The 25,936-nt window shown below is 49.3% G+C and carries 21 protein-coding genes; 19 read left to right on the forward strand and 2 right to left on the reverse strand.

Annotated elements, in window-relative coordinates; all coding sequences use genetic code 11:
* The first annotated feature begins 10 nt into the window (after positions 1–10).
* From rplS to IOQ59_RS01745, 11 genes are all read left to right on the forward strand, one after another.
* Complete coding sequence (gene rplS, locus IOQ59_RS01695) at positions 11–367, forward strand: 50S ribosomal protein L19 (RefSeq protein WP_193951515.1); 357 nt, start codon at positions 11–13, stop codon at positions 365–367.
* A gap of 154 nt (positions 368–521) precedes the next feature.
* Positions 522–1,895 (forward strand): aq_1923 C-terminal domain, encoded by a 1,374-nt coding sequence (locus IOQ59_RS01700; RefSeq protein WP_193951516.1) that lies wholly within the window; start codon positions 522–524, stop codon positions 1,893–1,895.
* 27 nt (positions 1,896–1,922) lie between these two features.
* Positions 1,923–2,840 (forward strand): site-specific tyrosine recombinase XerD, encoded by a 918-nt coding sequence (xerD, locus tag IOQ59_RS01705; RefSeq protein ID WP_193951517.1) that lies wholly within the window; start codon positions 1,923–1,925, stop codon positions 2,838–2,840.
* 60 nt (positions 2,841–2,900) lie between these two features.
* Positions 2,901–3,635, forward strand: a complete 735-nt coding sequence (locus IOQ59_RS01710) for a DsbC family protein (RefSeq protein WP_193951518.1) — start codon at positions 2,901–2,903, stop codon at positions 3,633–3,635.
* A gap of 160 nt (positions 3,636–3,795) precedes the next feature.
* The gene (locus tag IOQ59_RS01715) at positions 3,796–5,097 is read left to right on the forward strand and encodes a homoserine dehydrogenase (RefSeq protein WP_193951519.1); all 1,302 of its coding nucleotides are present in this window, start codon (positions 3,796–3,798) and stop codon (positions 5,095–5,097) included.
* Between the two features lie 12 nt (positions 5,098–5,109).
* Complete coding sequence (gene thrC, locus IOQ59_RS01720) at positions 5,110–6,504, forward strand: threonine synthase (RefSeq protein WP_193951520.1); 1,395 nt, start codon at positions 5,110–5,112, stop codon at positions 6,502–6,504.
* Positions 6,505–6,554: 50 nt separating this feature from the next.
* The gene (locus IOQ59_RS01725; RefSeq protein WP_193951521.1) at positions 6,555–7,346 is read left to right on the forward strand and encodes a YdcF family protein; all 792 of its coding nucleotides are present in this window, start codon (positions 6,555–6,557) and stop codon (positions 7,344–7,346) included.
* Positions 7,343–9,076, forward strand: a complete 1,734-nt coding sequence (gene recJ, locus IOQ59_RS01730) for a single-stranded-DNA-specific exonuclease RecJ (RefSeq protein WP_193951522.1) — start codon at positions 7,343–7,345, stop codon at positions 9,074–9,076. The genes IOQ59_RS01725 and recJ overlap by 4 nt, the downstream gene beginning before the upstream one ends.
* 24 nt (positions 9,077–9,100) lie before the next feature.
* Entirely contained in the window at positions 9,101–9,283 is a 183-nt protein-coding gene (locus IOQ59_RS01735) for a hypothetical protein (RefSeq protein WP_193951523.1), read from the forward strand.
* Positions 9,284–9,285: 2 nt separating this feature from the next.
* Complete coding sequence (gene nfo / locus IOQ59_RS01740) at positions 9,286–10,146, forward strand: deoxyribonuclease IV (RefSeq protein ID WP_193951524.1); 861 nt, start codon at positions 9,286–9,288, stop codon at positions 10,144–10,146.
* Between the two features lie 95 nt (positions 10,147–10,241).
* Entirely contained in the window at positions 10,242–11,336 is a 1,095-nt protein-coding gene (locus IOQ59_RS01745) for a trypsin-like serine protease (protein WP_193951525.1), read from the forward strand.
* A gap of 73 nt (positions 11,337–11,409) precedes the next feature.
* On the opposite strand, the gene IOQ59_RS01750 is transcribed toward IOQ59_RS01745, so the two are convergent.
* Positions 11,410–16,431: a DUF4214 domain-containing protein gene (locus IOQ59_RS01750; protein ID WP_193951526.1), complete on the reverse strand. Its 5,022-nt coding sequence runs from the start codon at positions 16,429–16,431 to the stop codon at positions 11,410–11,412.
* A gap of 248 nt (positions 16,432–16,679) precedes the next feature.
* Here IOQ59_RS01750 and IOQ59_RS01755 point away from each other — a divergent pair, with 248 nt between their 5' ends.
* Positions 16,680–18,230 carry a M10 family metallopeptidase C-terminal domain-containing protein gene (locus IOQ59_RS01755; RefSeq protein ID WP_193951527.1) on the forward strand — a complete coding sequence of 517 codons (1,551 nt, stop codon included), beginning with the start codon at positions 16,680–16,682 and terminating at the stop codon, positions 18,228–18,230.
* 68 nt (positions 18,231–18,298) lie between these two features.
* Here IOQ59_RS01755 and IOQ59_RS01760 read toward each other — a convergent pair whose 3' ends face one another.
* A complete protein-coding gene (locus IOQ59_RS01760; RefSeq protein WP_228050595.1) occupies positions 18,299–20,041 on the reverse strand; it encodes a SulP family inorganic anion transporter in 1,743 nt (580 codons plus the stop codon).
* A 179-nt stretch (positions 20,042–20,220) separates the two neighbouring features.
* On the opposite strand from IOQ59_RS01760, the gene IOQ59_RS01765 reads away from it, so the two are divergent.
* The 7 genes from IOQ59_RS01765 (at position 20,221) to IOQ59_RS21440 (ending at position 25,904) form a co-directional block, all read left to right on the forward strand.
* Entirely contained in the window at positions 20,221–20,829 is a 609-nt protein-coding gene (locus tag IOQ59_RS01765; protein WP_193951529.1) for an NUDIX domain-containing protein, read from the forward strand.
* Between the two features lie 113 nt (positions 20,830–20,942).
* A complete protein-coding gene (locus IOQ59_RS01770; protein WP_228050596.1) occupies positions 20,943–21,416 on the forward strand; it encodes a chemotaxis protein CheX in 474 nt (157 codons plus the stop codon).
* Between the two features lie 137 nt (positions 21,417–21,553).
* Positions 21,554–21,994, forward strand: coding sequence for a DUF1249 domain-containing protein (locus tag IOQ59_RS01775; RefSeq protein ID WP_193951530.1), 441 nt, complete (start codon positions 21,554–21,556; stop codon positions 21,992–21,994).
* A 20-nt stretch (positions 21,995–22,014) separates the two neighbouring features.
* Complete coding sequence (locus IOQ59_RS01780; RefSeq protein ID WP_193951531.1) at positions 22,015–22,788, forward strand: metallophosphoesterase; 774 nt, start codon at positions 22,015–22,017, stop codon at positions 22,786–22,788.
* 91 nt (positions 22,789–22,879) lie between these two features.
* The gene (locus IOQ59_RS01785; RefSeq protein ID WP_193951532.1) at positions 22,880–23,494 is read left to right on the forward strand and encodes a YqiA/YcfP family alpha/beta fold hydrolase; all 615 of its coding nucleotides are present in this window, start codon (positions 22,880–22,882) and stop codon (positions 23,492–23,494) included.
* 27 nt (positions 23,495–23,521) lie between these two features.
* Complete coding sequence (parE, locus tag IOQ59_RS01790) at positions 23,522–25,414, forward strand: DNA topoisomerase IV subunit B (protein ID WP_193951533.1); 1,893 nt, start codon at positions 23,522–23,524, stop codon at positions 25,412–25,414.
* A 4-nt stretch (positions 25,415–25,418) separates the two neighbouring features.
* The gene (locus IOQ59_RS21440; RefSeq protein ID WP_193951534.1) at positions 25,419–25,904 is read left to right on the forward strand and encodes a pilus assembly FimT family protein; all 486 of its coding nucleotides are present in this window, start codon (positions 25,419–25,421) and stop codon (positions 25,902–25,904) included.
* Positions 25,905–25,936: the final 32 nt, after the last annotated feature.

Below are 25,936 nucleotides of genomic sequence, written 5' to 3' on the forward strand. Positions count from 1 at the left end.
GGAGCGAGCCATGAGCAGCAAGAACCTGATTATTCAGCAGATTGAAGCTGAACAGAAAACTAAAGACGTACCAGAATTCGGCCCGGGTGATACCGTTGTCGTACAGGTAAAAGTAACAGAGGGTACTCGTACTCGTCTGCAGGCGTTTGAAGGCGTAGTTATCGGTAAGCGTAACCGCGGCGTTAACTCTGCATTCACAGTACGCAAAATCTCTCACGGTGTTGGTGTGGAACGTACTTTCCAGACTTACAGCACTACAGTAGATAGCATTGCTGTTAAGCGTCGCGGTGACGTGCGCAAAGCTAAGCTGTACTACCTGCGTGAGCGTAGCGGTAAGTCTGCACGTATCAAAGAGAAGCTGGGTTAAGCTATCTTTTTGCTACACAGATCATAAAAAGCGGCTTTCGAGCCGCTTTTTTTGTGTCTGTAGATCTGGTTGGGGGTGGTCTGAATGGTAAACCTGCAACTCCTTGCCTATAGTGTGTCCATTCAAAATTCATGAACTGCGTGGGAAGCGGGTGTTGAAACGGATTGCGTTACTGCTGAGTATTCTGCTGTTGCCGGTATTTTGTGTGGCTGGCTTTTATGGTTTCTTATGGTGGCGGGTAACTGAGGCAGCGGATGAAATGGTGACGAAAGTGTCGCCTTTTGCTGAGTTAAGTTATAACGACGTACGTATCGATTTGGTGGCGACTGAGATTGCGCTGGTCGATATCCGGGTCGCGCCTTTGGGCGGTACCGACCAGTTCAATATTGATGAAATATCCCTGAAGGCACCCGACTGGTCTCAGATGCTGCGTCTCGGTGGCGATCTGGGCGCAGAGTCTTGGCCTGATGCTTTGTCGTTGCGTTTGAAGGGGTTCTTCTTCCGGTTGGACAGTGCATTGATGGAACAGTGGATGCAACTAGCCCAGCAGGGGCAGCCGCAAGATATGACGGTGGTAGGACAGTTCTGCAGTCGTATGCAGGGCGCTGATCTACTGCAGGCCATGGGTTACCGGGTGTTGGGCGCCGATATGGAGTTAGCCTATAGCTTTGATGCCGTAGAGGGGCGCTGGGATGTCGATATCTCTGCGGATACGGCCGAGGTTGGGGATTTCTCCATGGGGGTCTCGTTAAAGACATCTTCTGCATCGTTGTCAAAGTCCGCGTTGGCGGGGAGTCAGACCGCTTTGCGTAGTGTGCAGAGTCATTTTAGCGACAAAGGGTTTAACCGTCGTTTTCGTGAGTACTGTGCGACACAGTCAGGCATCACCGATGAGCAGTTTGATCAGGCGCTGCGTGAAGAGTTTGAAGCGATGATCGCTTACGCGGGTGTTGGACTGACAGAGGAGTTGTATCAGGGGCTTGTGGATATGTATCGCCCTGCGGCAAACATCACGTTCCGGATGCGTCCTGATACCCCGTTGGGGCAGATGCAGACCGTTCAAATTACCTCCCTCGATAGTTTCATGAGTGTGTTAAATCCCGCGCTGCTAATCAATGGTGAGCCTGTGAGTCTCGCCGGCATTCAATTGTTGGAACCTGTGAAGAACTCTGTTCCTTCCTCTGCAGTGACGCAAGGTCTAGTGCAACCGCCACATTCCGCTTTACCGGAAGGTGCGTCAGAAGATTTGTCCCCATCAACATCAGGTGCAGACTTGCATGGGAAGACTTCGGTGTCGCCAGCAAATGAGGTAGAGCGCCGTCCAGCATTTCGTTCAGTAGATGTCGCTGATATAGGCAAACATATCGGGCATCGGGCACGTATGGTGACTTATTTCGGGCGTCGAATTGAAGGTCGTATTCTGGAGATCGACCGCCATGAAATGCTTATAGAACAAAGAATGCAGCGTGGCGTGGCAACCTACAGTATTGCACTGGAGAAGGTTGCTGAGATTGAAGTCTACCGTTAGGTCTCATATGTATTGGAATCTGAACTGATGTCTTCTTCTATTGCCGCGCTGTCTGCTGCAGACTCCAGGTTGATTGATCAGTTTCTCGATGCTATCTGGATGGAGCGTGGTCTGAGTGAGAATACGCTGAGCTCGTACCGTCGAGATCTGGTGCAGTACGGTATGTGGTTGCAGGCAAGAGCTTCCGGCTTGCTATCCGCAGGTCGAGAGGAGTTGCAGCAACACTTGGCATGGCGGTATACAGAACGGCTAAAGGCAAGCTCGACCGCTCGCTTGTTGTCGACATTGCGTGGTTTTTATCGTTATCTGGTGCGTGAAAAGCTGATCGATACCGACCCTACGCTGCTCATTGATAGCCCAAAGCGAGGGCGTGCCCTGCCGAAAACGTTGACTGAAAGCGATGTGGAACGTCTGTTACAAGCACCGGATTTGAGTGATGCCGTCGAGTGTCGGGATCGCGCAATGCTTGAGGTGTTGTATGCCACAGGGCTGCGAGTGTCTGAATTAGTGTCTCTGCATAGCTCTCAGGTGAATCTGCGTCAGGGCGTCATTCGTGTGATGGGCAAGGGTAGTAAGGAGCGCTTGGTTCCTTTGGGGGATGAGGCGATTCATTGCGTGCTGCAATACATGCGCGATGCCAGGCCGCTTTTGCTTAAGGATGCCTCCAGTGAGGTGTTGTTTCCAAGTCGGCGGGGGCAGCAGATGACCCGGCAGACGTTTTGGCACCGGGTGAAGCACTATGCCTTGGTATCAGGGCTCGACAAGCCGCTTTCGCCGCATGTGTTGCGGCATGCGTTTGCAACACATCTCCTGAATCATGGTGCGGATCTGCGTGTTGTGCAGATGCTGTTGGGGCATAGCGATCTATCGACAACGCAAATCTATACACATGTCGCCCAGCATCGTTTACAGTCGCTGCATAGTAAACACCACCCACGCGGCTGAACTTTATGGTCTGTTCTGTATCTTAGCCAGTAGTGGATTGTGAATAATATGGGGAAAGTCATGCGGAAGTTATGGGCAGTGGGCCTGATTTTGTTGGGTGTAAGCAGTTTGTCTCAGGCGGCACCCGCTGTAGATGAGATCATCAAAGGCAGTTTAAAGAAGATTGATGCGCGCTTAAGTGCGGTATCTATCAAGCCTGCTGAGATGGAAGGAATGTATGCGGTTGAGCTGAATACCGGAGAGTTGCTTTATTCGGATGCTAAAGGTGAATATTTCATGGTTGGACAGTTGTTCCGACTTTCACCACAAGAAGGGTTTGTTAACCTGACGGAAGGCAAGCGCAAGCAACAGCGTCTTGATCAGTTGGCTAAGGTCGAATCTAAAGACATTATTGTTTACCCCGCAGAAGGCGAACGTAAAGCCACAGTCACGGTATTTACCGATGTGGATTGTGGTTACTGCCGTAAATTACATAAGGAAATTCCCCAGCTTAATGCGATGGGTGTTCAGGTGAATTATCTGGCGTTCCCGCGTGCGGGCATTGGCTCCAATGCATTTAATGTGATGGAGTCGATCTGGTGTGCAGCACCCGATATGCGTAACGAGCTGATGACACGCGCGAAAAACGGACAAAAAGTTGACCGGAGCAGTTGTGACTCACCTATCGCTTCCCAGCTGATGTTGGGACAGGCTGTGGGTGTGACGGGGACTCCGGCACTGGTATTTGAGGACGGTACGTTGATGCCGGGGTATTTGCCTGCTAAACAGTTGGCGCGCGCGTTGAAATTGCAATAATTGTCGCGATCCTAAAGATACAAGAAGGGGCTGATTATGCCCCTTTTTTGTGGGCGCGTGTTACGGGTAATAGGCAATAGTGCTGACGGGCTGTTTTCGCTATAATACCCGGCTCAATTTTTGTGCAGTGCTGAAGATATTCACAGCGAGAGGTTATAGTTTGAAACCGGTAAAAGTAGGTATCTGTGGTCTTGGAACCGTCGGTGGCGGCACCTTTAACGTACTGAAGCGTAATGCGGATGAGATTTCTCGCCGTGCGGGTCGTCGAATTATCGTGGAAGAGGTTGGCGCTCGCCGTCCAAACCCTGATTGCGACACTAAAGGTGTTCAGGTAACGCAGGATATTTTCGACGTTGCGACGAATCCCGAAATCGATGTTGTTGTAGAACTGATCGGTGGCTATGAAGTCGCACGTGATCTGGTTATGACGGCTATCGAAAACGGTAAGCACGTTGTAACCGCGAACAAAGCGCTGATCGCTGTGCACGGTAATGAGATTTTTGAAGCTGCACAACGTAAAAACGTTATGGTTGCATTCGAAGCATCCGTCGCGGGCGGTATTCCGATTATCAAAGCGATCCGGGAAGGTTTGTCTGCGAACCAGATTAACTGGCTGACAGGTATCATCAACGGCACCGGTAACTTCATCCTGACTGAGATGCGTGACAAGGGTCGTGACTTCGCCGATGTGTTGGCCGAAGCTCAGGCTCTGGGTTATGCAGAAGCAGATCCTACCTTTGATGTTGAAGGCATCGATGCTGCGCACAAGCTGACAATTCTGGCATCACTGGCCTTTGGTATCCCGCTGCAGTTTGAAAAAGCGTACACCGAAGGCATCAGTAAGATCACGCGTGATGATGTGCAGTATGCTGAAGAGCTGGGCTACCGCATCAAGCATCTGGGTGTGAGTCGTCGTACAGAAGCGGGTGTTGAACTGCGTGTTCATCCGACTATGGTGCCTGAGTCTGCCTTGCTGGCGAACGTTAACGGTGTCATGAACGCTGTGCTGGTTGATGGCGATGCTGTCGGTCAGACCATGTATTACGGTGCCGGTGCTGGTGCAGAGCCAACAGCATCTGCTGTTGTTGCAGACATCGTTGATGTTGTACGTACGCTGACAGCTGATCGTGATAACCGCGTTCCTCATCTGGCATTCCAGCCGGGTGAACTGTCCGATTTGCCAGTGCTGCCTGTTGAGCAGATCGAAACCGGTTACTACCTGCGTATGCAGGCGCTGGAGCAGCCAGGTGTACTGGCTCAGGTGACCAGCATTCTGGGCGATAAAGGCATCAATATCGAAGCTATCATCCAGAAAGAAACCCGCGAAGAGCAGGTGCCTGTTATCATCCTGACGCAGCGTGTTCAGGAGCAGAAGATGAACGAAGCGATTGCAGCGATCGAAGCACTGGGTGCAATCTGTGGTTCTGTTACCCGTATCCGCGTTGAGCATCTGGCGGACTAAGGAGTCTTGAGCGTGAAATATATCTCTACCCGGGGACAGGCTCCGGTACTGAATTTTGAAGAAGTGTTGCTGGCCGGTCTGGCGAGCGACGGCGGTTTGTATGTTCCTGAAGAACTGCCTAAGTTCTCCCAGGAAGAGATCGCTTCATGGGCGGGTCTGTCTTACGCTGATCTGGCGTACAAGATCATCAAGCCATTTGTTGATGACTGTGTTGCAGACGATGATCTGAAACAGATGATCGATGAAACCTATGCCGGTTTTAACCACACGGCGGTTGCTCCGCTGAAAGAGCTGGGTACTAACGAATGGGTTCTGGAACTGTTTCATGGTCCAACCCTGGCGTTTAAAGACTTTGCATTGCAGTTGCTGGGTCGCCTGATGGATTACGCGCTGACCAAGCGTAATGAGCGTCTGGTGATCATGGGGGCAACTTCTGGTGATACCGGTTCTGCTGCTATCGAAGGCTGCCGTCACAGCGATCATTTGGATATCTTTATCCTGCATCCGCATAACCGCGTGTCTGAAGTACAGCGTCGCCAGATGACTACTATTCTGGAAGACAATGTTTTCAACGTGGCGTTGGAAGGCAACTTCGATGACTGTCAGCAGATGGTTAAAGACAGCTTTGCTAATCAGGACTTCCTGAAAGGTATGAAGCTGGGTGCGGTAAACTCGATCAACTGGGCGCGTATTATGTCCCAGATCGTTTACTACTTCTCCGCATCACTGGCGCTGGGTGGTCCTCATCGTCCGGTTTCCTTCTCTGTGCCAACGGGTAACTTCGGCGATATCTTTGCGGGTTATCTGGCGAAGCAGATGGGTCTACCGATTCAGCAGCTAGTTGTGGCAACAAACCGTAACGACATTCTGCACCGTGTTATCTCCGGCAATGATATGTCTAAAGGTGAGCTGGTTCATACGCTGTCCCCGTCTATGGACATCATGGTGTCCTCTAACTTTGAACGTATGCTGTTTGATGTATACGGTCGCGACGGTCAGGCCATTGCTGATCTTATGGATCGCTTCAAGTCTGAGTCTGTGCAGTTGGAAGATGGCAACTGGGATAAGGTACGTGAACTGTTCGACAGCTGTGCAGTTGACGACGAAACCACGTGTGACGTGATCAAAGACGTGTTTGCTGAAACCAGTTACCTGCTGGATCCGCACACGGCGATTGGTGTCAAAGCGGGTCGTGAATGCAACCGTGATCAGAGCGTACCGATGATCACGCTGGCAACAGCGCATCCGGTTAAATTCCCTGAGCCTGTCGTGAAGGCTGGCTTGGAATCACCTCAGCTACCGCCACATATGACTGATCTGTTTGAGCGTGAAGAACGCGTTGAAGTACTGGATAATGACCTGCAAACTGTTCAGCAGTTTATTGCGGGACATGTTCATACGAACTGATAGATCGATCTGATCTGGAAAGGCCCGCATTTGTCGGGCCTTTTTTGTCTATGCAGGATCTGTTTTTTTACCTTTCCAAGATATTCTGGGCTTTAGCCAGTCCGGATCACTTTCTTTTGCTGTTGGTACTGTTGGGCTTGTTGCTGGCCTGGGCAGGGCGTCGCTGTGGGCTGTGGTTAAGTACGTTCTCTATGGGATTTCTGCTATTCGCCGCGATCTATCCTGTGGGTAACTTCTTACTATCACCTCTGGAAAATTATTTTGCGCACGTAGAACCACCGGATCAGGTGGCGGGGGTGATCGTGCTCGGTGGCGCAGAAGAGGCCACGCTATCTGCTGTTCATCGGCAGCCCCATATGAACTCAGCGGCTGAGCGGGTGATGGTGATTCCCGAACTGATGCAGCGATACCCGGATGTTCCTGTTGTTATCACCGGTGGTAGCAGTTCAATTATCGATCAGACTTACCGGGGGGCCGATGTTGTTGAGCAATGGCTGGAGTCACTTGGCTTAGGATCGCGCCTGATCGTGGAGCGCGAGTCGCGTAATACCTTTGAGAATGCAATTTATAGCGCCGATAAGGTCGATCCAAGTGCGGGCCAGTGGTTGTTAGTGACCTCTGCTTTTCATATGCCACGTTCCGTTGCTGTTTTCCGTAAGCAGGGTTGGGATGTGGTGCCTTATGCTGTGGATTATCGTATCAGCGGAGATCGTCTCTCCGTGCAGTTCTGGCGCAATATGCGTGATTTGACGACGGCTGTACGTGAGTGGATCGGAATCATTGCGTACTACCTGACCGACAAAACCGACCAACTGTTGCCTGATAGGAAGCCTGAACGATGAAAGAGCTTAATATTTGCCGTCGTCCGGAACCGCCCCAAGATCTGCCAGTGTTTAATCAGGTCAATGCGGTGTTGGCGCGAATTTACGCGACGCGTGGCGTGCATGACCTGGATGATCTGGGGCGTAACCTGAAAGCGCTTTTACCCGATGGGGGCTTAAAAGGTATTGAGGATGCGGTCGCGCGTCTGGTGAAGGCGATTCAACTGCAGGAAAAAGTACTGATCGTCGGTGATTTTGACTGTGATGGGGCGACCAGCACTGCGGTCGCGTTGTTGGCCTTGCGGCGCATGGGTTTCGACTCGGTTGATTACTTGGTACCGAATCGCTTTGATTACGGTTACGGACTCAGTGCAGAGATCGTAGATGTTGCACGCGAGCGTCAGCCGCAGCTCCTGATCACCGTGGATAACGGCATTTCAAGTTTATCCGGTGTTAAGCGTGCGGCTGAATATGGCATTGATGTGCTGGTGACCGATCATCATCTTCCGGGCTCGGAGTTACCCGAGGCCTGTGCCATCGTGAACCCTAATCAGCCTGCCTGTGGTTTTCCTGCTAAATCTACCTGCGGCGTCGGTGTTATTTTTTACGTGATGATCGCGCTACGCCGAGCGTTGCAGCAGATTAATTGGTTCGCTGAGCAGCAGATTCAGGCGCCTAACCTGGCCGATCTGTTGGATCTTGTAGCGTTAGGCACCGTAGCGGATGTTGTGCCATTGGAGCAGAACAATCGCATTCTGGTGCATCAGGGATTGCAGCGAATTCGTGCAGGGTATGCGCGTCCAGGGATATTGGCTCTGCTGGATGTGGCAGGCCGGCAGCGTCATAAACTCGTGGCGTCTGGTCTGGGGTTTGCGATTGCACCCCGGTTGAATGCTGCTGGGCGTCTTGAAGATATCTCAATTGGCATTGAATGTCTGATCACCGATGATGCTGAGCAAGCGCGCAAACTTGCAGCTACACTAGATCAACTCAACAGAGATCGACGTGGCATTGAAGATGAAATGCAGCAGCACGCGGTTACGTTATTGGATGATCTCAAGATTGAGTCTGAGGCGTTTCCTTACGGAGTCTGTCTGTATGATGATAGCTGGCATCAGGGTGTTATTGGTATTCTTGCATCACGTATTAAAGAGCGCATGCATCGGCCGGTTATCGCGTTTGCGCCCGGCGATGAAGGTGAAATAAAAGGCTCTGCCCGGTCTATTAGTGGCTTCCATGTCCGCGATGGATTAGATGCTATTGCAGCTGAAAATCCCGGCTTGTTAAGTAAGTTTGGCGGCCATGCGATGGCCGCCGGTATGACATTAAAAGCCACCGATTATCAACAGTTTTCCGAGGCATTTGATCGGGAAGTTCGGCGTCAGTTGTCCGAGGCTGATCTGCAAGAAACCGTGTTGACCGATGGTAGTTTGCTTGCCGCGGAGATCTCAATCGAGATGGCAGAGATGCTGCGGGAAGCCGGGCCTTGGGGGCACCAATTTCCTGAGCCGCTGTTTGATGGTGAGTTTGCATTGTTGCAACAGCGCTTGGTCGGGCAAAAGCATCTGAAAATGGTCTTAATGGATCCCGCATCCGGTCTGGCGGTTGACGCGATCAAGTTCAATGCTGATCTGGAGCTTTGGCCAAATGACAGCGTGGCGAGGGTGCGTGTTGTATATCGCCTGGATATTAATGAATTTCGAGGGCAGCGCAGTGTACAACTGATTGTTGACCAACTGCTGCCCGTTTAAACCACCTAGGAAGAAAAACTGTAAATGAAAGATCTGGCCCTGAATGAACTGGAAATCCTGTTGGCAGTATTTGCGCGTGCGGGTGTTGAAGACACAGCGGGAGATGAGGGTGAACTGTTAGCTCAAGTTAAAAAAGCACATGCTGAACGTCAGGAACTGGAAAGCATGGATTTTGATGACTGTCTGGGCGGTGCTTGCAAGCTGTAACTATGAGCAAACCATACTACATCGGTGCGCACGTAAGTGCCGCCGGTGGCGTTGAAAATGCGCCACTGAATGCAGCCAAACTTGGCGCAAGTGCTTTTGCGCTTTTTACTAAGAACCAGCGCCGATGGGAAGCAAAACCGCTGACCACCAAGAACATCACGTCTTTCAAGGAAAACTGCGATCGCTTAGGTTTTACGCCAGAGCAAATTTTGCCGCACGATTCCTACCTGATCAATCTCGGTCATCCGGAGAAAGAAGCGTTGGATAAATCCCGTCATGCCTTTCTTGATGAGTTGAAGCGCTGTGAGCAGTTAGGTCTCAAATATTTGAACTTTCATCCGGGTAGCCATCTAAGGAAGACCTCAGAAACCGAATGTCTGGCGACAATCGCACAGTCTCTGAATTGGGCGTTGGATCAAACGCAGGGTGTCACTGCTGTCATTGAAAATACGGCAGGTCAGGGCAGTAACCTTGGACATACTTTCGAGCAGTTGGCTGAGATCATTGATCAGGTCGAGGACCAAAGCCGAGTAGGCGTGTGTCTTGATACCTGTCATACATTTGCTGCCGGATATGACCTGCGGACATTTCAGAGTAGTGAGCAGGTGTTCACTGCGTTTGATGAAACTGTTGGCTTCGAGCATTTGTGTGGCATGCATTTAAATGACTCTAAAGGGGCATTGGCATCAAGGTTGGATCGTCACCATAGTTTAGGTCAGGGAGAAATCGGCTGGGATGTGTTTCGTTTTATCATGCAGGATGACCGCTTTCGCGGTATCCCGTTAACTCTGGAAACCATCGATGAGACGATCTGGATGGAAGAAATACAGACTTTAAGGCAGTTCACTCGGGCTGACCAATGAAGTAGCCATGTTAGATGCAGTGAGGTGAATAGCGGGTTATTTGATTGGTTAGGTTTATCTTTATATCGCAGGTTTAATCTATCTAGGAGATGTAGGTGGATCAGTCTATTTTAAACGCCGTTGTTGCGATTGAGTATGTTAGTGGCTCATCTATTATTAGGGGGTCTGGGGTTTTACTTCCGGGCGGTACGCATATACTAACGGCGGCCCATCTTTTTAATCAAAACCCAGCTGCACAATCCCTATCTATCTCATCAGGAAATGTATCCCTGCCATCCGCCAAGAAGATCAATATCCATCATGGTTGGGACAAAAATAGCTCGGACTTCAATCATGATATTGCGGTTATTGAGCTGGCATCCCCCGTTGTTTCTGTGGATGGGGTTCAGTTGTGGACACAAAGCAACGTGATTGGAGAAGAGATTACGTTTGCGGGTTTTGGCGGAGACAGTGGTTTTCATACTGGCACCAATACCATCGATGCCGACGGCTCTCAATTGAACGCGACCTTCAATCGTAATGTCGTTTCCGGTACGCAGCTTGTTTACGACCATGATAATGGAACTGAAAGTCAGAATACGCTGGGTGGCTTGATCAACATGGGTAGCGCCAGGGTAACGACAAGTGAAGGGCAGGCAAGGGCGGGCGACTCTGGAGGGCCTTTGTTACTGGATGGAAAGGTTGTGGGTATCTCCAGCTACGCCTACCGTGATGATCGATATGATGTGAACAGTTCGGTCGACTTTAGCGCCGGTGAAGTTGGGTTTGCCACTGCGGTGCATCCCTATATCCCGTGGATTGAGTCGATTACACAGGGTAATCCGGTTTACTCGGAGCCAACGAACTCAGGCGAAGTTCTAACGTCGATCAATGAGCCGTTCACAGGTGAAGTAACAAACTACTTTCTTCTTGAGCTTGCTGCGGCATCGAGTGCTGATATTAGCTTCCATTACCGGACCCAGAACGGCACGGCGATAGCGGGAGAAGACTATCAGTTTGCCGAAGGGGATAAAGTCCTAAAAGCAGGCGAAACATCTCTTACTATCCCCATACAAATACTGGGGGATGTTATTAAAGAAGAAAATGAAACATTTAGCGTGGTTGTAAATAACTTTGTATCTGAAGGTAATGATATGAATATAGAACTTATTGCCACGCATACTATTTTGGATAATGATATTCTGTCTTGATTATTAGTGGCTGAGAACACATATTCTGCACTGGCAGAAAGCCGGTGCAGAATATGTGTGTTTCTAAAATGACTTATACGCCAAAGGTGATGATACCGTTTTCGGTAGTTTCGTTGCTACCGATGAGTTGAACCATATCCAAGCCACTATTAGTTACGTTGATAGTGATTGCTTGATCAACACCACTCTGGTGTGCGTGGAATGAGACCCGATCAATGTTGGTTAAGCTGTCAGTGCCTTCATTATAGCTGTTGGTTAACAGGTCAGTGACTGTGCCGTTACCGCCCGCATCCAAGAAAACTCGATACAGATCAGCTCCTCCATCGTCGTAGATCGTGATTGAGTGGTCATCATCTCTATAAGCCAGTGAGCTTACCTCATTGTACTGAGCATGATAGATCGCTGTTGAGATACCTGCGCCGCCTACGAGAGAGTCATTCCCTTGTTTGCCCTCTAATTCTACCAGTGTGGAGTTACTGAGAGTAAAGCCTTCAACGCCAATTGCACTTAGTATATCGTCGTTGACCGAGCCACGAATATCGCCTCCAGTGTTGCCATCGGGCAGATATTCGACGAAATTTGTACCGCTTAAATGATAAGTGCCAGTATCGTCTAGTTTGATATCCACGTTTTGCTGATTGGAGATACCAACCGTAATATGAACCGATTCTATCTTTTCCAATGAATCGGTGCCATCGTCTTGAAGATCAGTTCGATTGTCTATTACACTACCCGACCCGTCTGCACTGAGGGTTACCGTATACAATGTACCGCTGTTATCTGTTACGACAACGCTATTGTCTTGTACCGAGGCTGATAGTGGGCCGCTGACTTCATCATGAAACAGAAAATAACCCGCAGTATCTAAGCCCGAGCCGCCAATAATCTGATCGTCTCCACCGCGTCCTCTTAGGATCACACTGGATGTGGAGTCCGTTGCATCAAATCCTGCGATAACCGCATCAGTATGACTGACGGAGATTTCTTCTGCAGCAGATGTTCCGCCGATAAAGCCGTTGTCAGAATCATATGTCACAACTCCTGAGCCATAGAAAATGAAGTTGCCACTATTGCTGAGTTGAATGGAGAGGTATTCCGACGTTAGTGGGGTTTGGTCATTAAACTGTATACGCTCAATGTTAGTTAGGGTATCGCTCCCGTCATCTGATAGCTCAGTGCGGACATCAGTGACCTGGCCGCTACCATCAGAGGTGAGGGTTACCTGGTAAAGTTCGCCTGCGCCATCTACGACACTAATGCTGCCGTCTTCGTTGATATGGGCTGTCAGGTGGCCATCCAGTTCACCGCGTGCAATGTAATAAGCGGCTGTATCGTCGCCTGAGCCACCAATAAGGTGATCATCACCTCCTTCCCCAAAGAAGTAGGTAGATTTACTTGTATCATTAGGATCAAATCCTACAGCAATCGCTTCTTGGCTGCTGATATTTAGACTTTCAGCAGCAGAAGTGCCTACGATATTGTTGTGTTCAGGGTTATAGCTAATGATATGAGAGCCGCTGAATGTATAGGCACCACTATCGCTGCGAGCAATAGCTAGCCATTGGCCATCTAGTGTACCGATAGAGACCCTTTCAATGTTTGAAAGCGAATCAGTACCTTCATCAAATGCACTTGTATTTAGATCTGTGACCGTACCGCTGCCATTTGAACCTAACGTGACATGATAAAGTGGGCCAGTGTCATTGCTCACAATAACCCGCTCAGAATTTTCTGAGTCAATGGATGCGGAAAGTAAACCACTCTGCTCCCCAAGCTGCACGCTATAGACAGCAGTATCCTGGCTATTATTGCCCACGATTTGATCATCTCCTTCTTGGCCTTCCAAACGAATCCAAGTGTTGCTGTCCGAAGGAGTAAAGCCGTAGGCGTCAGGTGCTGAGAGTGGAGTATCGTTCCCTGTGGTGCCTCGTATATGTCCACCACCGTAGTTATCGGAGCGGTAGCTCACCATATGGGTACCTTCTAAACGTAGGTGTCCGTTCTCACCGCGCTCAACTTGAAGGTATTGACCGTCGCTACCTGAGTTTATCGATACTCGCTCGATGTTTTGCAGGGTATCTGTTCCTTCGTCAAATATATCGGTACGGCGATCTGTGACACGTCCGGTGCCATCAGGGTTGAGTGTTACGGAATAAAGTTCACCATTGTCATCTTTGACGCTGATGCTGCCGTTATCCAATATTTCAGCCACTAACTTACCGTTGATCTCGTCCGCTTTCAGATCGTATCCCGCAGAATCGGTGCCTGCTGCACCAATGATCTGATCGTTCCCTTCTCGCCCCGCAATACGGACGTAGGTGGATGTATCCGTTGGATCAAAGCCTGCGTCAATGGCCAGCTGGCTATTAATATTAAGCTCATCGTCGGAGTAAGTACCGCCAATATAGTTGACATCCGGTCTATAGCTGACGATGTGTGAACCTTGGACTTGATAGTTTCCACTGTCTGTCAAATTGACGAGTAGCCAGTTCCTACTGTTTCCATCTTCAATATTGATATGAACAGAGTTGATATGGCTAAGGTTATCGGTGCCTTCATCACGCAGCGTGGTAAGCTCGTCTGTTACCGTGCCACTGACTTCCTCAGTGTTAGGATCGCGAGATAACGTAATGGTGTAAAGCAGGGTGTCTGCGCTGTCGATAATTGCGATGCTATCACCGTTTTGGCGATAATTGAGATGACCAGTAACTTCCTCGGCCTTAAGATTATAGGCAGCGCGGTCCGGACTTTCTGGGTTACCAATCAAGATATCGTTGCCCTCATTACCGGACATGAGTATTTCTGAATCGACAGCATAAGGTACAATGCTTTTGTCGGTATCACCTTGCACGGAAAGGATATCGTCTTTGAATGTACCCTCGATAATGCCGCCGTTGTTCCAGCGTTCATAGGTGATAAAGTCGCTTCCGAAGACTTCGAATTCGCCTGCTTCGCTGATAGTGACTTCAATCCAGCGTTTATTATCCGGTGAAATGATTTCGATTGAGTCAATGTCTTGAAGCTGATCGGTACCTAGGTTAACGGTATCTGTTTTCAGGTCGGTGATACTTGCAAGATAAAAACCGATGTCGTCCTGTGCTACGTTAATTCGATAGAGTTCGTCTTTTCCGTCGGTGATCAAGAGAGAGTCATCATCCTGTTCAACCGCGGCAAGCTCGCCATTTGGCGCAACCTCTTCCTGATAATATGCTCGATTAAAAAGGTCACTGTTGCCGATTAAGGTATCGTTGCCACCTCTACCGACAAAATTAACACCGTAATCACCCGATTGGGCAAAGCCCTTGTCTGCAGTCGCTTCTAAAATATCATCGGAACTTGTGCCTTTGACCCTGCCCCAGCCATCAATGTTTGTACGATAGGTAATTGTCTCTGGCGTTGGGGTAGGGCCACCGCCAGAATCGGTTGGCGTTGGCGTTGGCGTTGGCGTTGGCGTTGGCGTTGGCGTTGGATCTGATTTGGGTACTGGGGGAGGATTGTTACCGGCAAAGGCCTCGTCACTTATTTCAACTTTGTCAGCTGCTTGGGTTAGGTTTTGTCCGGTAAAGTTGTCCTGTGCTGCTTTTAGATCGCCTTTTTTGGCACCATCACGGATTGCGGTGGTTGCATCCCCTTGTGCAACGGTTTGAACCTTGGCGGAGTCTTTTAGGGCGTTGGTAATTTGAGTTGTATCACGGGTATCGGCTTTTTCCAGGGCGTCCTGAATCTGGAGATTGGCAGAAGAAAGTACTTTGGCTGCTTCATCTGCGAGGCCCTTAACGGTGTTTTTAATATTGCTTTTTTTCGCTTCGTCCGTCATCAATTTAAGGGCGTTATCGGACGCCTTGTTGACGGTTTCTTCTACCAGTGCTGAGTCGGTCAGATCAACTTTTTCTGCGTTATCGGCAGAGATACTGATCTTTTCGGCAAGTGCTTGGATAGTCGCTTTCATCGCATCCTTCGTACTGACTTCACCTTGAGTGGCGCCAGTGACTACCGCTGCTGACTGTACGAGCATATTGGCGACTTGTATGTTTGCTTTTTGCAACAGAAGTGCTTTGCCAACCGTACTGCTATCGGCCGCTGTTTTGGTAGCCTCATCAATGGGATCAAAGGTTTGCAGGTTTATATCCTGAGGTAGGTCTAAGGCTTGTACAACTTCTTTGGTAGCTTCTTCTACTGACTTACCTGTTTCTACAATCTCTGCAATAACTGTTGTAATCGGAGTTATCACGCTAGAGCCAGCGGGTGCCTTTAACGCGCCTTCAAATGCCAGACCGGTAGAAATATCGGTACCGCCAAATGCGACCAAATTTCCGGTGCCAGTCAGAGTGAAATCTCCATCAGCGTCTGTGGTTGTAGAGGCCTCGCCCTCGTCGAGAATGCCGTTGCCATTGGTATCTGCAAATACTGTGGCACCTTTGATATAGCCATCAATCAACTTGCCTGATACCGGGCTGGTGCCCGGTAATGTGGCTCCATTGTAATCATTGCTTCCGTAAAGTGACGTAATTAAGGATAGTTTGTTGCTATCTGCAGAGGAGAGTTCAACGGTGGTGGGACTTCGATTGAGAATTCCATGAAAAATAGCGCTAGTTTGAACATCGCTCCCTTTCAAAGACTCAAATTCGGCAGACGCAGCAAAGCTGTTGATTACATCGGCTTGACTGAAACCTTCAGACATTTTGCCTAACCAATAAGCTTTGCCTTCATCATCTGATCCACGTCCAAGCGCATGCTGGTACAATGTATCCAGAAATGCTGTTTCTGTTGGCGCATTGGCGTACGTACGACTGAACTCATCAGACTGGACGAAAGAGTGGGCAATATCCTGCAGGCTTTCTCCGCGGTGCATCGCTTCGACCCAATAAGTTAAACCTTCATAATCCGGGATGCGGTCGAACACTAAGAAGTACAATTTAGTTAAGGCAGCAGCAGTGCCTTGATATTCTGTACTATTGATAAATGCAAGTGTTGCTTGTGCGGCGGTAATTTTATGTGTATCAAGCTCGTTTACCCAATATGCCTTGCCTTCTGTATCGGGATTGCGAAAGAGAAACTTTGTATAGAGCTGATCTAGAAAAATAGAGGCTGTCATGTTACGTCCTAGTAGTCAAAATTTACAGCAGCTCTTCACGTGTGTGAGACATCAGTGCGGGTAGACGGATTTAGTGCGAGAATGAAGTTTGGCAGTGAGGTTTTTTCTTAAATAGGCCTTTGTAGAGTTTTTTGTCTGCGTGCTTTAGGGTTGGTAGTTTTGAATTTTATATGTTTTTTTTATTTAGGTAATCTATAGAAAATTACAAATATTTAATGATCGTTAATTTTTAAATTCGGAAGATTTTTATGGGTAATAGGTTTATAGAGAAATCTGGTGATAGCCGATCCGATAGCCTTTTGAGTGGCGCTAAATGGGGGGAGGGGGCTGTTGGGGAGCCCGTTTATATTACTTACAGTTTCCCCGAAGGTGATGCATATTGGTCATATACTGAAGAACCAGGTTCTGGTTTTTTGGGGCTCAATAAAACACAACAGAAAAACTTTAAATTTGCACTCAATGCCTGGCAGGAAGTGTCTAAACTCACGTTTATTGAAATACCCGATTCAATGACATATGGCGATATTCGAGTTGCCTATACAGCGAAAATAACCGGTAATGTTCAGGCATATGCATATTTTCCAGGTTCTGGAACATATATAGGTGACATTATTAGGCCCAGTGATCAGGCTGGGGATATTTGGATTAATCCTGAGTTAACCGATCTAAGTGTTTCATCGACAGGCTATGCAACTCTAATTCATGAAGTTGGTCATGCGCTTGGTTTAAAACACAGTTTTGAAAGTGAAGGTGGCTTTCCTGCAATTAACCCAACATTAGATAATACAAAATACACGGTCATGTCTTATACCGAGTATACCGGTGCGGGATATATTTTTACTGAAGAGAATGCTTTCTACTACACCTATCGGGAAGTCATGCCAACAACGCCTATGCTATATGACATCCTTGCTGCGCAATATATGTATGGCGTGGATACCACCACCCGTGCTGGGGATGACGTATATACCTTCACAACACAGGCGGAATTAAAGACGATCTGGGATGCTGGTGGTGCTGACGAAATTAATCTATCTAATCAGAATATTGCTGCGAATCTTAATTTAAATGCGGGCGAGTTTAGCGATATAGGTCAGAGACAAATGACTTATAAGGGACCTCTGCTTCAGGCAAATGAGAATATTGCGATAGCTTTTGGCGTTATTATCGAAAATGCGACAGGTACGCGTTTTGATGACGTCATAACAGGAAACAGTGCTGACAATATCATTGACGGAGGTTTAGGAGATGACCGTATTGATGGTGGCTCTGGCATAGACACAGCAAAATATCAGGGCGCGCGTGATAGTTATGTACTCACCCAGGTTGCTGCTGGAAATGTGACAGTAGAGGGACAGGATGGCCTGGACACTTTGGAAAACATAGAGAAACTGTCCTTTAGTGATGGAGACTTTTTGTTGTCAGAGCTTTTGGCCTCTACGGCTACATCGGTTCCTACGACTAAATCTGAGGTAAGTTTAACCCCAGCAGAAAGTGAAACTGCGTACTATCTACTTGAGATTGGCCAGGTGCAAAGTCAGGATGCAAGTGTGAGTTACGCCACGCGTGATGGAACGGCTTTGGCAGGCGAGGATTATGTTGCCACAAGTGGTATAGCAACGATAGCAGCAGGCAGCAGCTCTCTGGCTATTGCCGTACAGCTTATAGACGACGCGGTCACTGAAGACAATGAGACGTTCAGTCTGGTCGTGTCTAATCCTGTCGGCGGAATCTTTTCAAATGACATGATTGAGCTTGTTGCACAACGCACAATTATTGATAACGACATTGTTGTGTAAAGGTGAGACCATTCAGCGTAATTTGGATTTTAAGACACATTAAATCTGATTGGTAAGTAGCGTTATGCTCAGGCAGATCTGTTATTGACCGGATATCTTTCGTTTTCAGATAGTTCTCTCATCGCCTCGTCGGTAGTGAAAAACACTTTACCTTCTCCCAGATGATCAACAAAGGTGGTATTCAGTAGCTGATCCATGACCGGTCCTTTGACTTCCGCCAGGTGCAACGTAATCCCCTCATCCCTTAACTTGAGTACTAGGTTTTCGAGAGTTTCCAGTGCACTGGCATCTATAAAGTTGACTGCATTACAGATTAATACGATGTGCTGCAGGTTAGAATGCCCGGCGCATTGCTTAAGTATATACTCTTCTACATAGCGGGTGTTGGCAAAGTACAGGCTTTCATCAATACGCAGTGCCAAGGTGTTGTTATAGGTTGTGACATCGTGGCGTTCTATATTGCGAAAGTGTTCGCTACTGCCTACACGACCGACAACAGCGATATGTGGCTGGCTGGAGCGGTAAAGTAGCAGCGCGATAGAGATGCCGATCCCACAGAGGATGCCCAGCTCGACGCCAAAAATAAGCACCAAGATAAAGGTTGCCAGTAACGTCAGCGCATCCGCTTTATTAAATTTCCAGCATTGGCGGAAAGAGGAAAAGTCGATCAGTGGTATGACGGCCATAACAATGACAGCCCCCAGCGTCGCTTTGGGTAAGTAGTAGAAAAGTGGTGTCAGAAATAGCAGACTCAGTAACACCAGAAATGCAGATATCATCGATGCGACGGTGGTCTGCGCTCCTGCGCTATGATTCACCATGGACCGGCCAAAACCTCCTGCTACGGGGTAAGTACCGGACATAGCCGAACCAAGATTGGCAATACCTAGTGCAATAAGCTCCTTGCTTGGATCGATCCGTTCACGACGTTTACTCGCCAGTACCGTACCAACAGAGACACTTTCTAAGAAACCGATCAATGCAATCAGCAGTGCAGGCATAAACAGCTGCTGCCAAAGCATCAGATCCAGTTGAATCGTAAACAGCTCAGGCAGTCCGGTTGGAATCATTCCCACCGTGGTGACATTATGGGTTATATCCAATTCACCGCCCCATACAATGATGCTGCCGACCAGCACAGCAAACATCGGACCTGCTTTACAGACAGGCTGCGCGATCCATGTAGGAACCCGCATCGCTTCAAGCCCGCAGCACAGTTTGGTTTTGGTGAACCAAAGGACAAATACCGAGGTCAGGCCGACAAGTAACGTCGCAGGGTTGATAGCCGTAAGGTGATCAAACAGGTAACCAAAGGATTCCCAGATTGGTGCGCTGCGGGGGATATCTAAGCCACTAAAGTTTTTGATCTGACTGATGGCAATCAGTAAAGCCGCGGCACTGGTAAAGCCGGAAATGACCGAATGACTCATGTAGTTAACAATTGAGCCTAGATTGAGCGCACGAAGGATGAGCAGGATCACGCCGACCAGCAGCGAGAGATTTACAGCCGCGTTGATGTAGGCATCGGTACCTTGTTCAGCAAACTGGGCAATCGTTGACCCCACCATCAGTGAGGCGATGGCGACAGGCCCTACCGCGAGTGAGCGGCTGCTGCCAAGCAAGGCATAAAGCATCAGGGGGAGAATGCTTGCGTAAAGGCCGTATTGAGGAGGCAGTCCTGCCAAAAACGCATAAGCCATTCCCTGAGGTACCAGCATGATGGCGACAATAATCCCGGCCATCAGGTCGCTGATAAATATGCTGCGTTGATAGTTCTGCAGCCAGTGGGCAATTGGAAATATGTCGACCATCGGTCGCATCCGGCGGGGCCTCTGCGTATTCAAAGTGGTTAAGTGAAGTATATGATAATTAATTATATGCCTATGTTTAATGATTATAATCAAACTGAAGTCGGACATACCACAATTGTTATATTTTCTACGTGTATCAGTAAGTTGCAGTGCCAATTCAGAGGTGGGGATGGTGCCAGATGTTTGATCATTCTGATGTAGAAGTGCATACAAAAGAGCGCGTCTATGATGGTTTCTTCAAGATGGAGAAGCTGGTTGTAAGTCATGCACGTTTTGCGGGTGGCACGGTCAAGGTGACTCGAGAGTTGTTTCAACGTGACGATGCTGTATGTGTGCTGCTTTATGATGCGCCAAGAGACAGAGTTGTTTTGGTTGAGCAGTTTCGTATTGGTGCACTGGAGCATCCACGCAGTCCTTGGTTGCTTGAGCTAGTAGCAGGCATTGTAGAGCAGGGCGAAACTGAGGAAGCGGTTGCCAGGCGTGAGGCGCAGGAAGAAGCGGGGGCCGAACTGGGAGAGATTGTACCTATCACGCGCTACCTGGTTAGTCCTGGAGGTGCTAACGAATATATCTCGTTGCTATGCGCGCAAGTGGATAGTGAGGGCATGGGCGGTGTATTCGGTTTGGAGTCAGAGGGTGAGGATATCAAGGTGCATGTCTTAGCGTGTGAGCAGGTTTTTGCCATGGTGAAGGATGGGCAGATCGATAATGCTGCGTCCATTATCGCTTTACAGTGGTTGCAGTTGAATCGTTCTGACCTGAAGCAACGTTGGCAGAATTCGATCTAGTATCCGGTGGATAAAATTTTAAAGTATCTCCTATACTGGTGCATGTTCTTCCAGCCGGTCATCCGGAGACTCATACGGAAGCGAGTGTTAAATCCTAATCGGTGGATGGATCTATGATTAAAGCTGAATTTGTTAACCCTTTTCTCACATCGATGACGAATGTGTTGACCACGATGGCTCAGATCGACTCTCAGCCAGGTAAGCCAACCGTTAAGAAAACGTCGACAGCATCAGGTGTAGTGACGGGCATCATCGGTATGGCGGGAGAGCAGCTCAAAGGCTCATTTGCGGTTTCATTTTCTGAGCCAGTGATCTTCGCTATTACCAAACGGATGCTGGGTGAAGAGGTATCCAGTGTGGATGAAACCGTGATTGATATGGTGGGCGAGTTAACAAATATGGCGACCGGCGGTGCAAAGGCCCTGCTGGCGGAACAAGGGTTTGAGTTCGACATGGCCGTACCGGTTATGATCAGCGGGAAAGATCATCGTATCGAACATTCCTCCAGTGGCCCCACCATCGTCTTACCTTTTAATACCGAATATGGTGACTTTTTTATCGAAGTCAGTTTTATTCCTGCCGCTTGATCAGACTGTTCATCCTTTCGATATGCCACACTGATTATATCTCCTGATGAAAAGTGTGGCTGGTATGCCCCCGTTCTCAGTTGCGTTAAGATAACGTTGATTCGAACAGTCGTACTTGAAGGTACGTAGAGAACTCCATGAAGCGTAAATATATACCAGACCTGCGTAAACAGACGGCTCAGTGTGAAGCCAACTATATGCGCCTGATGAAGTTAATGCCTGATATGGATGAGGTTGACGAGCGTTGTTTTTACGTGAGCTGGCCTGAACATCAGGCACGTCTGCGTCTGGAAGTAGAAGAACGCTTTACCTACACCACGACGCTGCGTGTATCTCAGCAGCATGATCATGATTCACCTTGGTTGGATGCTCCGGTATTGGTGGTGCGGCTATACCATGACGCCACAACGGCAGAAGTCGTGTGTCTGCGCCGTAGCCAGCTTTCGGGTGTATACCGTTATCCAAATCAACAGATGTATCAGCCCGATGAGAAGGTTCAACTCAACCAATATCTGGGCGAGTGGCTCACCCATTGCCTGAGTCATGGGCATGTTATGGAACCCGTCTTTATCGGTTAGCTCAGTAAGGCGCTTCATTCGTGCAAAAAATACTTCAGGTTACCGATATTCACCTGCTGGCAGATCCCGCAGAAAAACTTCAAGGTGCTGTGATTGAACAGCGCTGGCAGCGCGTTTTGGCACACATTCAGGCTCATCATCTTGATGCAGATTTGCTCATGCTGACGGGAGATCTGGTGCATCACTCAGGGCCTGCAGCCTATCAGCGATTAACGCGGGATCTGGACGCATTGGGATTGCCTGCCGTTTGGATTCCAGGAAACCATGACTGTGCCGAAGAGATGAGCCGATACGGTTCTGTCGCGCTCAATCGAGATATCGTTGAGCTGGGCGGTTGGCGGGTGGTGCTTCTGAATTCTACGGCGGAGCCCGATGGCCGGGGGAGCGGCAGCTTAAGCTCGAGTGAACTAAAGCGCCTGTGTAACGAACTTGATGTGCAGGAAGATACGCATCTTTTGTTGGTGTTGCATCACAACCCTCTTGCCTTGGGGAGCGTCTGGCAGGATGCGATTGCCTTGAAGAATGCGGATCAATTCTGGCCCCTCTTGGAAAATAGAACACATGTTCGCGGTATTATTTTTGGACATGTCCATCAACAATGGACGCTGAACCATAAGGGCGTAGCGCTCTTTTCTTCTCCCGCCGTTGCGCCGCAATACAAAGCGGGGTGTTCTGATGTGACGTTAGAAGATGACCCGGCTCTAATAGGCCCGGCATATCGGGTTTATCATCTGCAACCCGACGGTAATATCACGGCGGAAACTGTTCGCCCGATTGACTCAGTTGCACCCTGAGAGTGTGTCGGGTAACGTCTCTCAGTTCTTGGCACTGTAAAAAATACACTTCTGGCCGATAAGACAAGTATTCTAGGGTTGAGGACAATTGATGCAGAGACCTCTGTTTATCTATGTACATGGTTTTAACAGTTCACCCGCGTCGATAAAAGCGCAGCTGTTTGGCCGATACCTGAGCGAATATCAGGTAGACGCCGACTATGAAGTGCCGGAACTCTCACACTGGCCTGCGCAGGCGATCTCACAGCTTGAATCAATTATTGCAGCGAATACACACCGCACCGTGCTGCTCATCGGTAGTTCATTGGGTGGTTTTTATAGCACTCATCTGACCGAGCGATACGATAACCTGCGCACGGTATTGGTGAATCCGGCGGTGCGCCCGTATGCGCTGCTGGAGTCATGGTTAGGTGACAATGAAAACCTCTATACCCATGAGAAGTACCTGTTGACGCGTGATCACCTTCAGCAGCTATTGGATATCAACTGTGAAACGATAAAAGACCCTTCCCGCTACCTGTTGCTGACACAAACAGCAGATGAAACACTGGATTACCGTGAGGCTGTGGATAAATATCCTCACTCGCCGCAATTTGTTCAGCCCGGTGGTAGTCATGGATTTGACCAGTTTGAGAACCTGATCCCCGCAATTTTAGCGTTCAGCGAAGGGCGTGTTGTGTTACCGCCCGCTGATCCACTCTGTTAGTCGTCACGGTTGTTAAGGATTTATTAGATGACGAATGAATATACAGCTGATGCGATTGAAGTCCTCAGCGGACTGGACCCGGTAAAACGTCGTCCAGGCATGTACACCGAAACTGACCGCCCAAACCATCTGGCGCAGGAAGTGATCGATAACTCGGTGGATGAAGCACTGGCGGGTCATGCCAAGCAGATCGATGTTATTTTGCATAAAGACCACTCCGTATCCGTCAGCGATGACGGCCGTGGTATGCCGGTGGATATCCACCCTGAGCAAGGGGTGAGTGGCGTAGAGCTGATCCTCTGTAAATTGCATGCCGGGGGTAAGTTCAACAACGACAACTACAAATACTCCGGTGGTTTGCACGGGGTGGGTGTATCAGTTGTGAACGCGCTCTCTAAACTCCTGGAAGTGACGGTGAAGCGTGACGGTAACGTTTACCGTATTGGCTTCGCAGATGGCGATAAAGTCTCTGATCTGGAGGTGGTTGATACCTGCGGTAAGCGAAATACCGGGACGACGGTGCGTTTCTCGCCTGATCCAAAGTATTTTGATTCTCCCAAATTCAGTGTGACCCGCCTGAAGCATATGCTGCGTGCGAAAGCGGTGTTGTGCCCCGGTCTAAAAATGACCTTTACCAACCTGACGGGCGCTGAGAAAGAAAAAGATGAATGGCTGTATGAAGATGGGCTGACCGCCTACCTTCAGGGCGCAACCCAGGTTTTTGAAACATTGCCTGCCGCACCGTTTTCAGGGTCTTTGCAAGGCGAAGAGGATGCGGTGGAGTGGGCGGTACAATGGCTGCCTGAAGGTGGCGAGCTGGTGTGTGAAAGTTACGTCAACCTGATCCCGACAGCGCAGGGGGGAACCCATGTGAACGGCATGCGTTCCGGCTTACTGGAGGCGATGCGTGAGTTCTGTGAGTTCCGTAATCTGCTACCGCGTGGGGTCAAACTGACGGCGGATGATATCTGGGATAAATGTGCCTATGTGCTGTCCACCAAAATGCGTGATCCTCAGTTTGCAGGACAGACAAAAGAACGCCTTTCCTCACGGCATGTCGCAGGTTTTATTACCGGAGCGCTAAAAGACGCATTCTCTCTCTGGCTCAATCGCCATGTAGAAGAGGGTGAAAAGCTGGCGGAGATGGTGATCTCTAACGCGCAGCGTCGACAGCGATCTAATAAAAAAGTTATACGTAAAAAAGTCACTCAGGGCCCCGCGTTGCCGGGTAAGCTGGCAGATTGCTCTGGCGGTGACGCCATGCAGTCGGAGCTTTTTCTGGTCGAGGGTGATTCGGCAGGGGGCTCGGCGAAACAGGCACGTGAACGTGAGTTTCAGGCGATCCTGCCGCTACGCGGTAAGATTCTGAATACCTGGGAGGTTGAATCACCAGATACGATGGGGTCGCAGGAGATTCACGATATCTCTGTCGCCATTGGGGTTGATCCGGGCTCTGATAACCTCGACGGTCTGCGTTACGGAAAAATTTGTATCCTTGCCGATGCTGACTCTGACGGTTTGCACATCGCAACGCTACTTTGTGCTTTGTTTGTCCGTCACTTCCGTTCGCTGGTGGCGGAGGGGCATGTTTATGTGGCGATGCCGCCGCTGTATCGGATCGATGTTGCCAAAGAGGTGTATTACGCTCTGGATGACAATGAACGGGACAGCATCATCGAACGTATCCGCTCTGAACGTAAAAATGCAAAAGTTGGGGTGCAGCGTTTTAAAGGACTGGGTGAGATGAACCCGCCTCAGCTGCGTGAAACCACCATGGCACCCGATACCCGCCGTTTGGTCCAGCTGATGGTAGAGCCGGGTGATGGTACCAATGAAACGATGGACATGCTGTTAGCTAAAAAACGCTCCGGTGACCGCAAAGGGTGGCTGGAGTCCAAAGGTAACCTTGCAGAGGTCTGACAGGATGAAATCAGCACAGGGATTTACGATTGTTGAGCTGGTCGTAGTGATAGCGCTATTGGGCATTCTAGCGGCGGTGGCGCTGCCTCGTTTTGTCGATATTGGTGATAACGCGCGGGAATCTGTGTTGGAACATCTTGAAGGCAAACTGCACTCGATTGCGAATCTGGTGCATGCCGAGGCGGTACTGCGCAGTGTGCAAAATCAGGCCCGTAATGATGAGGATGTTGTCATCGACGGTTTGGTTGTGGAGCTTAAATATGGGTACCCCGAAGCCCGTGTCAGTACGGCGGGGCACGCCGATATCGTGGATCTGCTCGGGTTGTCTCCTTCAGCAGGCTTAACCGTTGATACCAGCGTAAACAATCGGGTGCGCATCGGTTATGACAATAGTGACAATGGATGCTACGTGCAGTATCAGGAAGCTGATCCTGATGCTGGCAGCCCTAATCCCTATATAGTGAGCCGCGCCAACGCCGGTTGTAACTGATACCAAAAAGAACAAGCAGGTGGCAGTGTTTA

This window comes from Pontibacterium sinense (assembly GCF_015209595.1).
Classification (GTDB): Bacteria; Pseudomonadota; Gammaproteobacteria; order Pseudomonadales; family Balneatricaceae; genus Pontibacterium; species Pontibacterium sinense.

What these genes read in the sequence shown, in the direction of transcription:
- IOQ59_RS21440 (WP_193951534.1), top strand. Translation starts at nt 25,419, where the DNA reads ATGAAATCAGCACAGGGATTTACGATTGTTGAGCTGGTCGTAGTGATA.
- IOQ59_RS01735 (WP_193951523.1), top strand. Translation starts at nt 9,101, where the DNA reads ATGAAAGATCTGGCCCTGAATGAACTGGAAATCCTGTTGGCAGTATTT.
- IOQ59_RS01755 (WP_193951527.1), top strand. Translation starts at nt 16,680, where the DNA reads ATGGGTAATAGGTTTATAGAGAAATCTGGTGATAGCCGATCCGATAGC.
- IOQ59_RS01765 (WP_193951529.1), top strand. Translation starts at nt 20,221, where the DNA reads ATGTTTGATCATTCTGATGTAGAAGTGCATACAAAAGAGCGCGTCTAT.
- rplS (WP_193951515.1), top strand. Translation starts at nt 11, where the DNA reads ATGAGCAGCAAGAACCTGATTATTCAGCAGATTGAAGCTGAACAGAAA.
- recJ (WP_193951522.1), top strand. Translation starts at nt 7,343, where the DNA reads ATGAAAGAGCTTAATATTTGCCGTCGTCCGGAACCGCCCCAAGATCTG.
- IOQ59_RS01775 (WP_193951530.1), top strand. Translation starts at nt 21,554, where the DNA reads ATGAAGCGTAAATATATACCAGACCTGCGTAAACAGACGGCTCAGTGT.
- IOQ59_RS01725 (WP_193951521.1), top strand. Translation starts at nt 6,555, where the DNA reads ATGCAGGATCTGTTTTTTTACCTTTCCAAGATATTCTGGGCTTTAGCC.
- IOQ59_RS01710 (WP_193951518.1), top strand. Translation starts at nt 2,901, where the DNA reads ATGCGGAAGTTATGGGCAGTGGGCCTGATTTTGTTGGGTGTAAGCAGT.
- IOQ59_RS01760 (WP_228050595.1), bottom strand. Translation starts at nt 20,041, where the DNA reads ATGGTCGACATATTTCCAATTGCCCACTGGCTGCAGAACTATCAACGC.
- nfo (WP_193951524.1), top strand. Translation starts at nt 9,286, where the DNA reads ATGAGCAAACCATACTACATCGGTGCGCACGTAAGTGCCGCCGGTGGC.
- IOQ59_RS01770 (WP_228050596.1), top strand. Translation starts at nt 20,943, where the DNA reads ATGATTAAAGCTGAATTTGTTAACCCTTTTCTCACATCGATGACGAAT.
- IOQ59_RS01750 (WP_193951526.1), bottom strand. Translation starts at nt 16,431, where the DNA reads ATGACAGCCTCTATTTTTCTAGATCAGCTCTATACAAAGTTTCTCTTT.
- IOQ59_RS01785 (WP_193951532.1), top strand. Translation starts at nt 22,880, where the DNA reads ATGCAGAGACCTCTGTTTATCTATGTACATGGTTTTAACAGTTCACCC.
- xerD (WP_193951517.1), top strand. Translation starts at nt 1,923, where the DNA reads ATGTCTTCTTCTATTGCCGCGCTGTCTGCTGCAGACTCCAGGTTGATT.
- parE (WP_193951533.1), top strand. Translation starts at nt 23,522, where the DNA reads ATGACGAATGAATATACAGCTGATGCGATTGAAGTCCTCAGCGGACTG.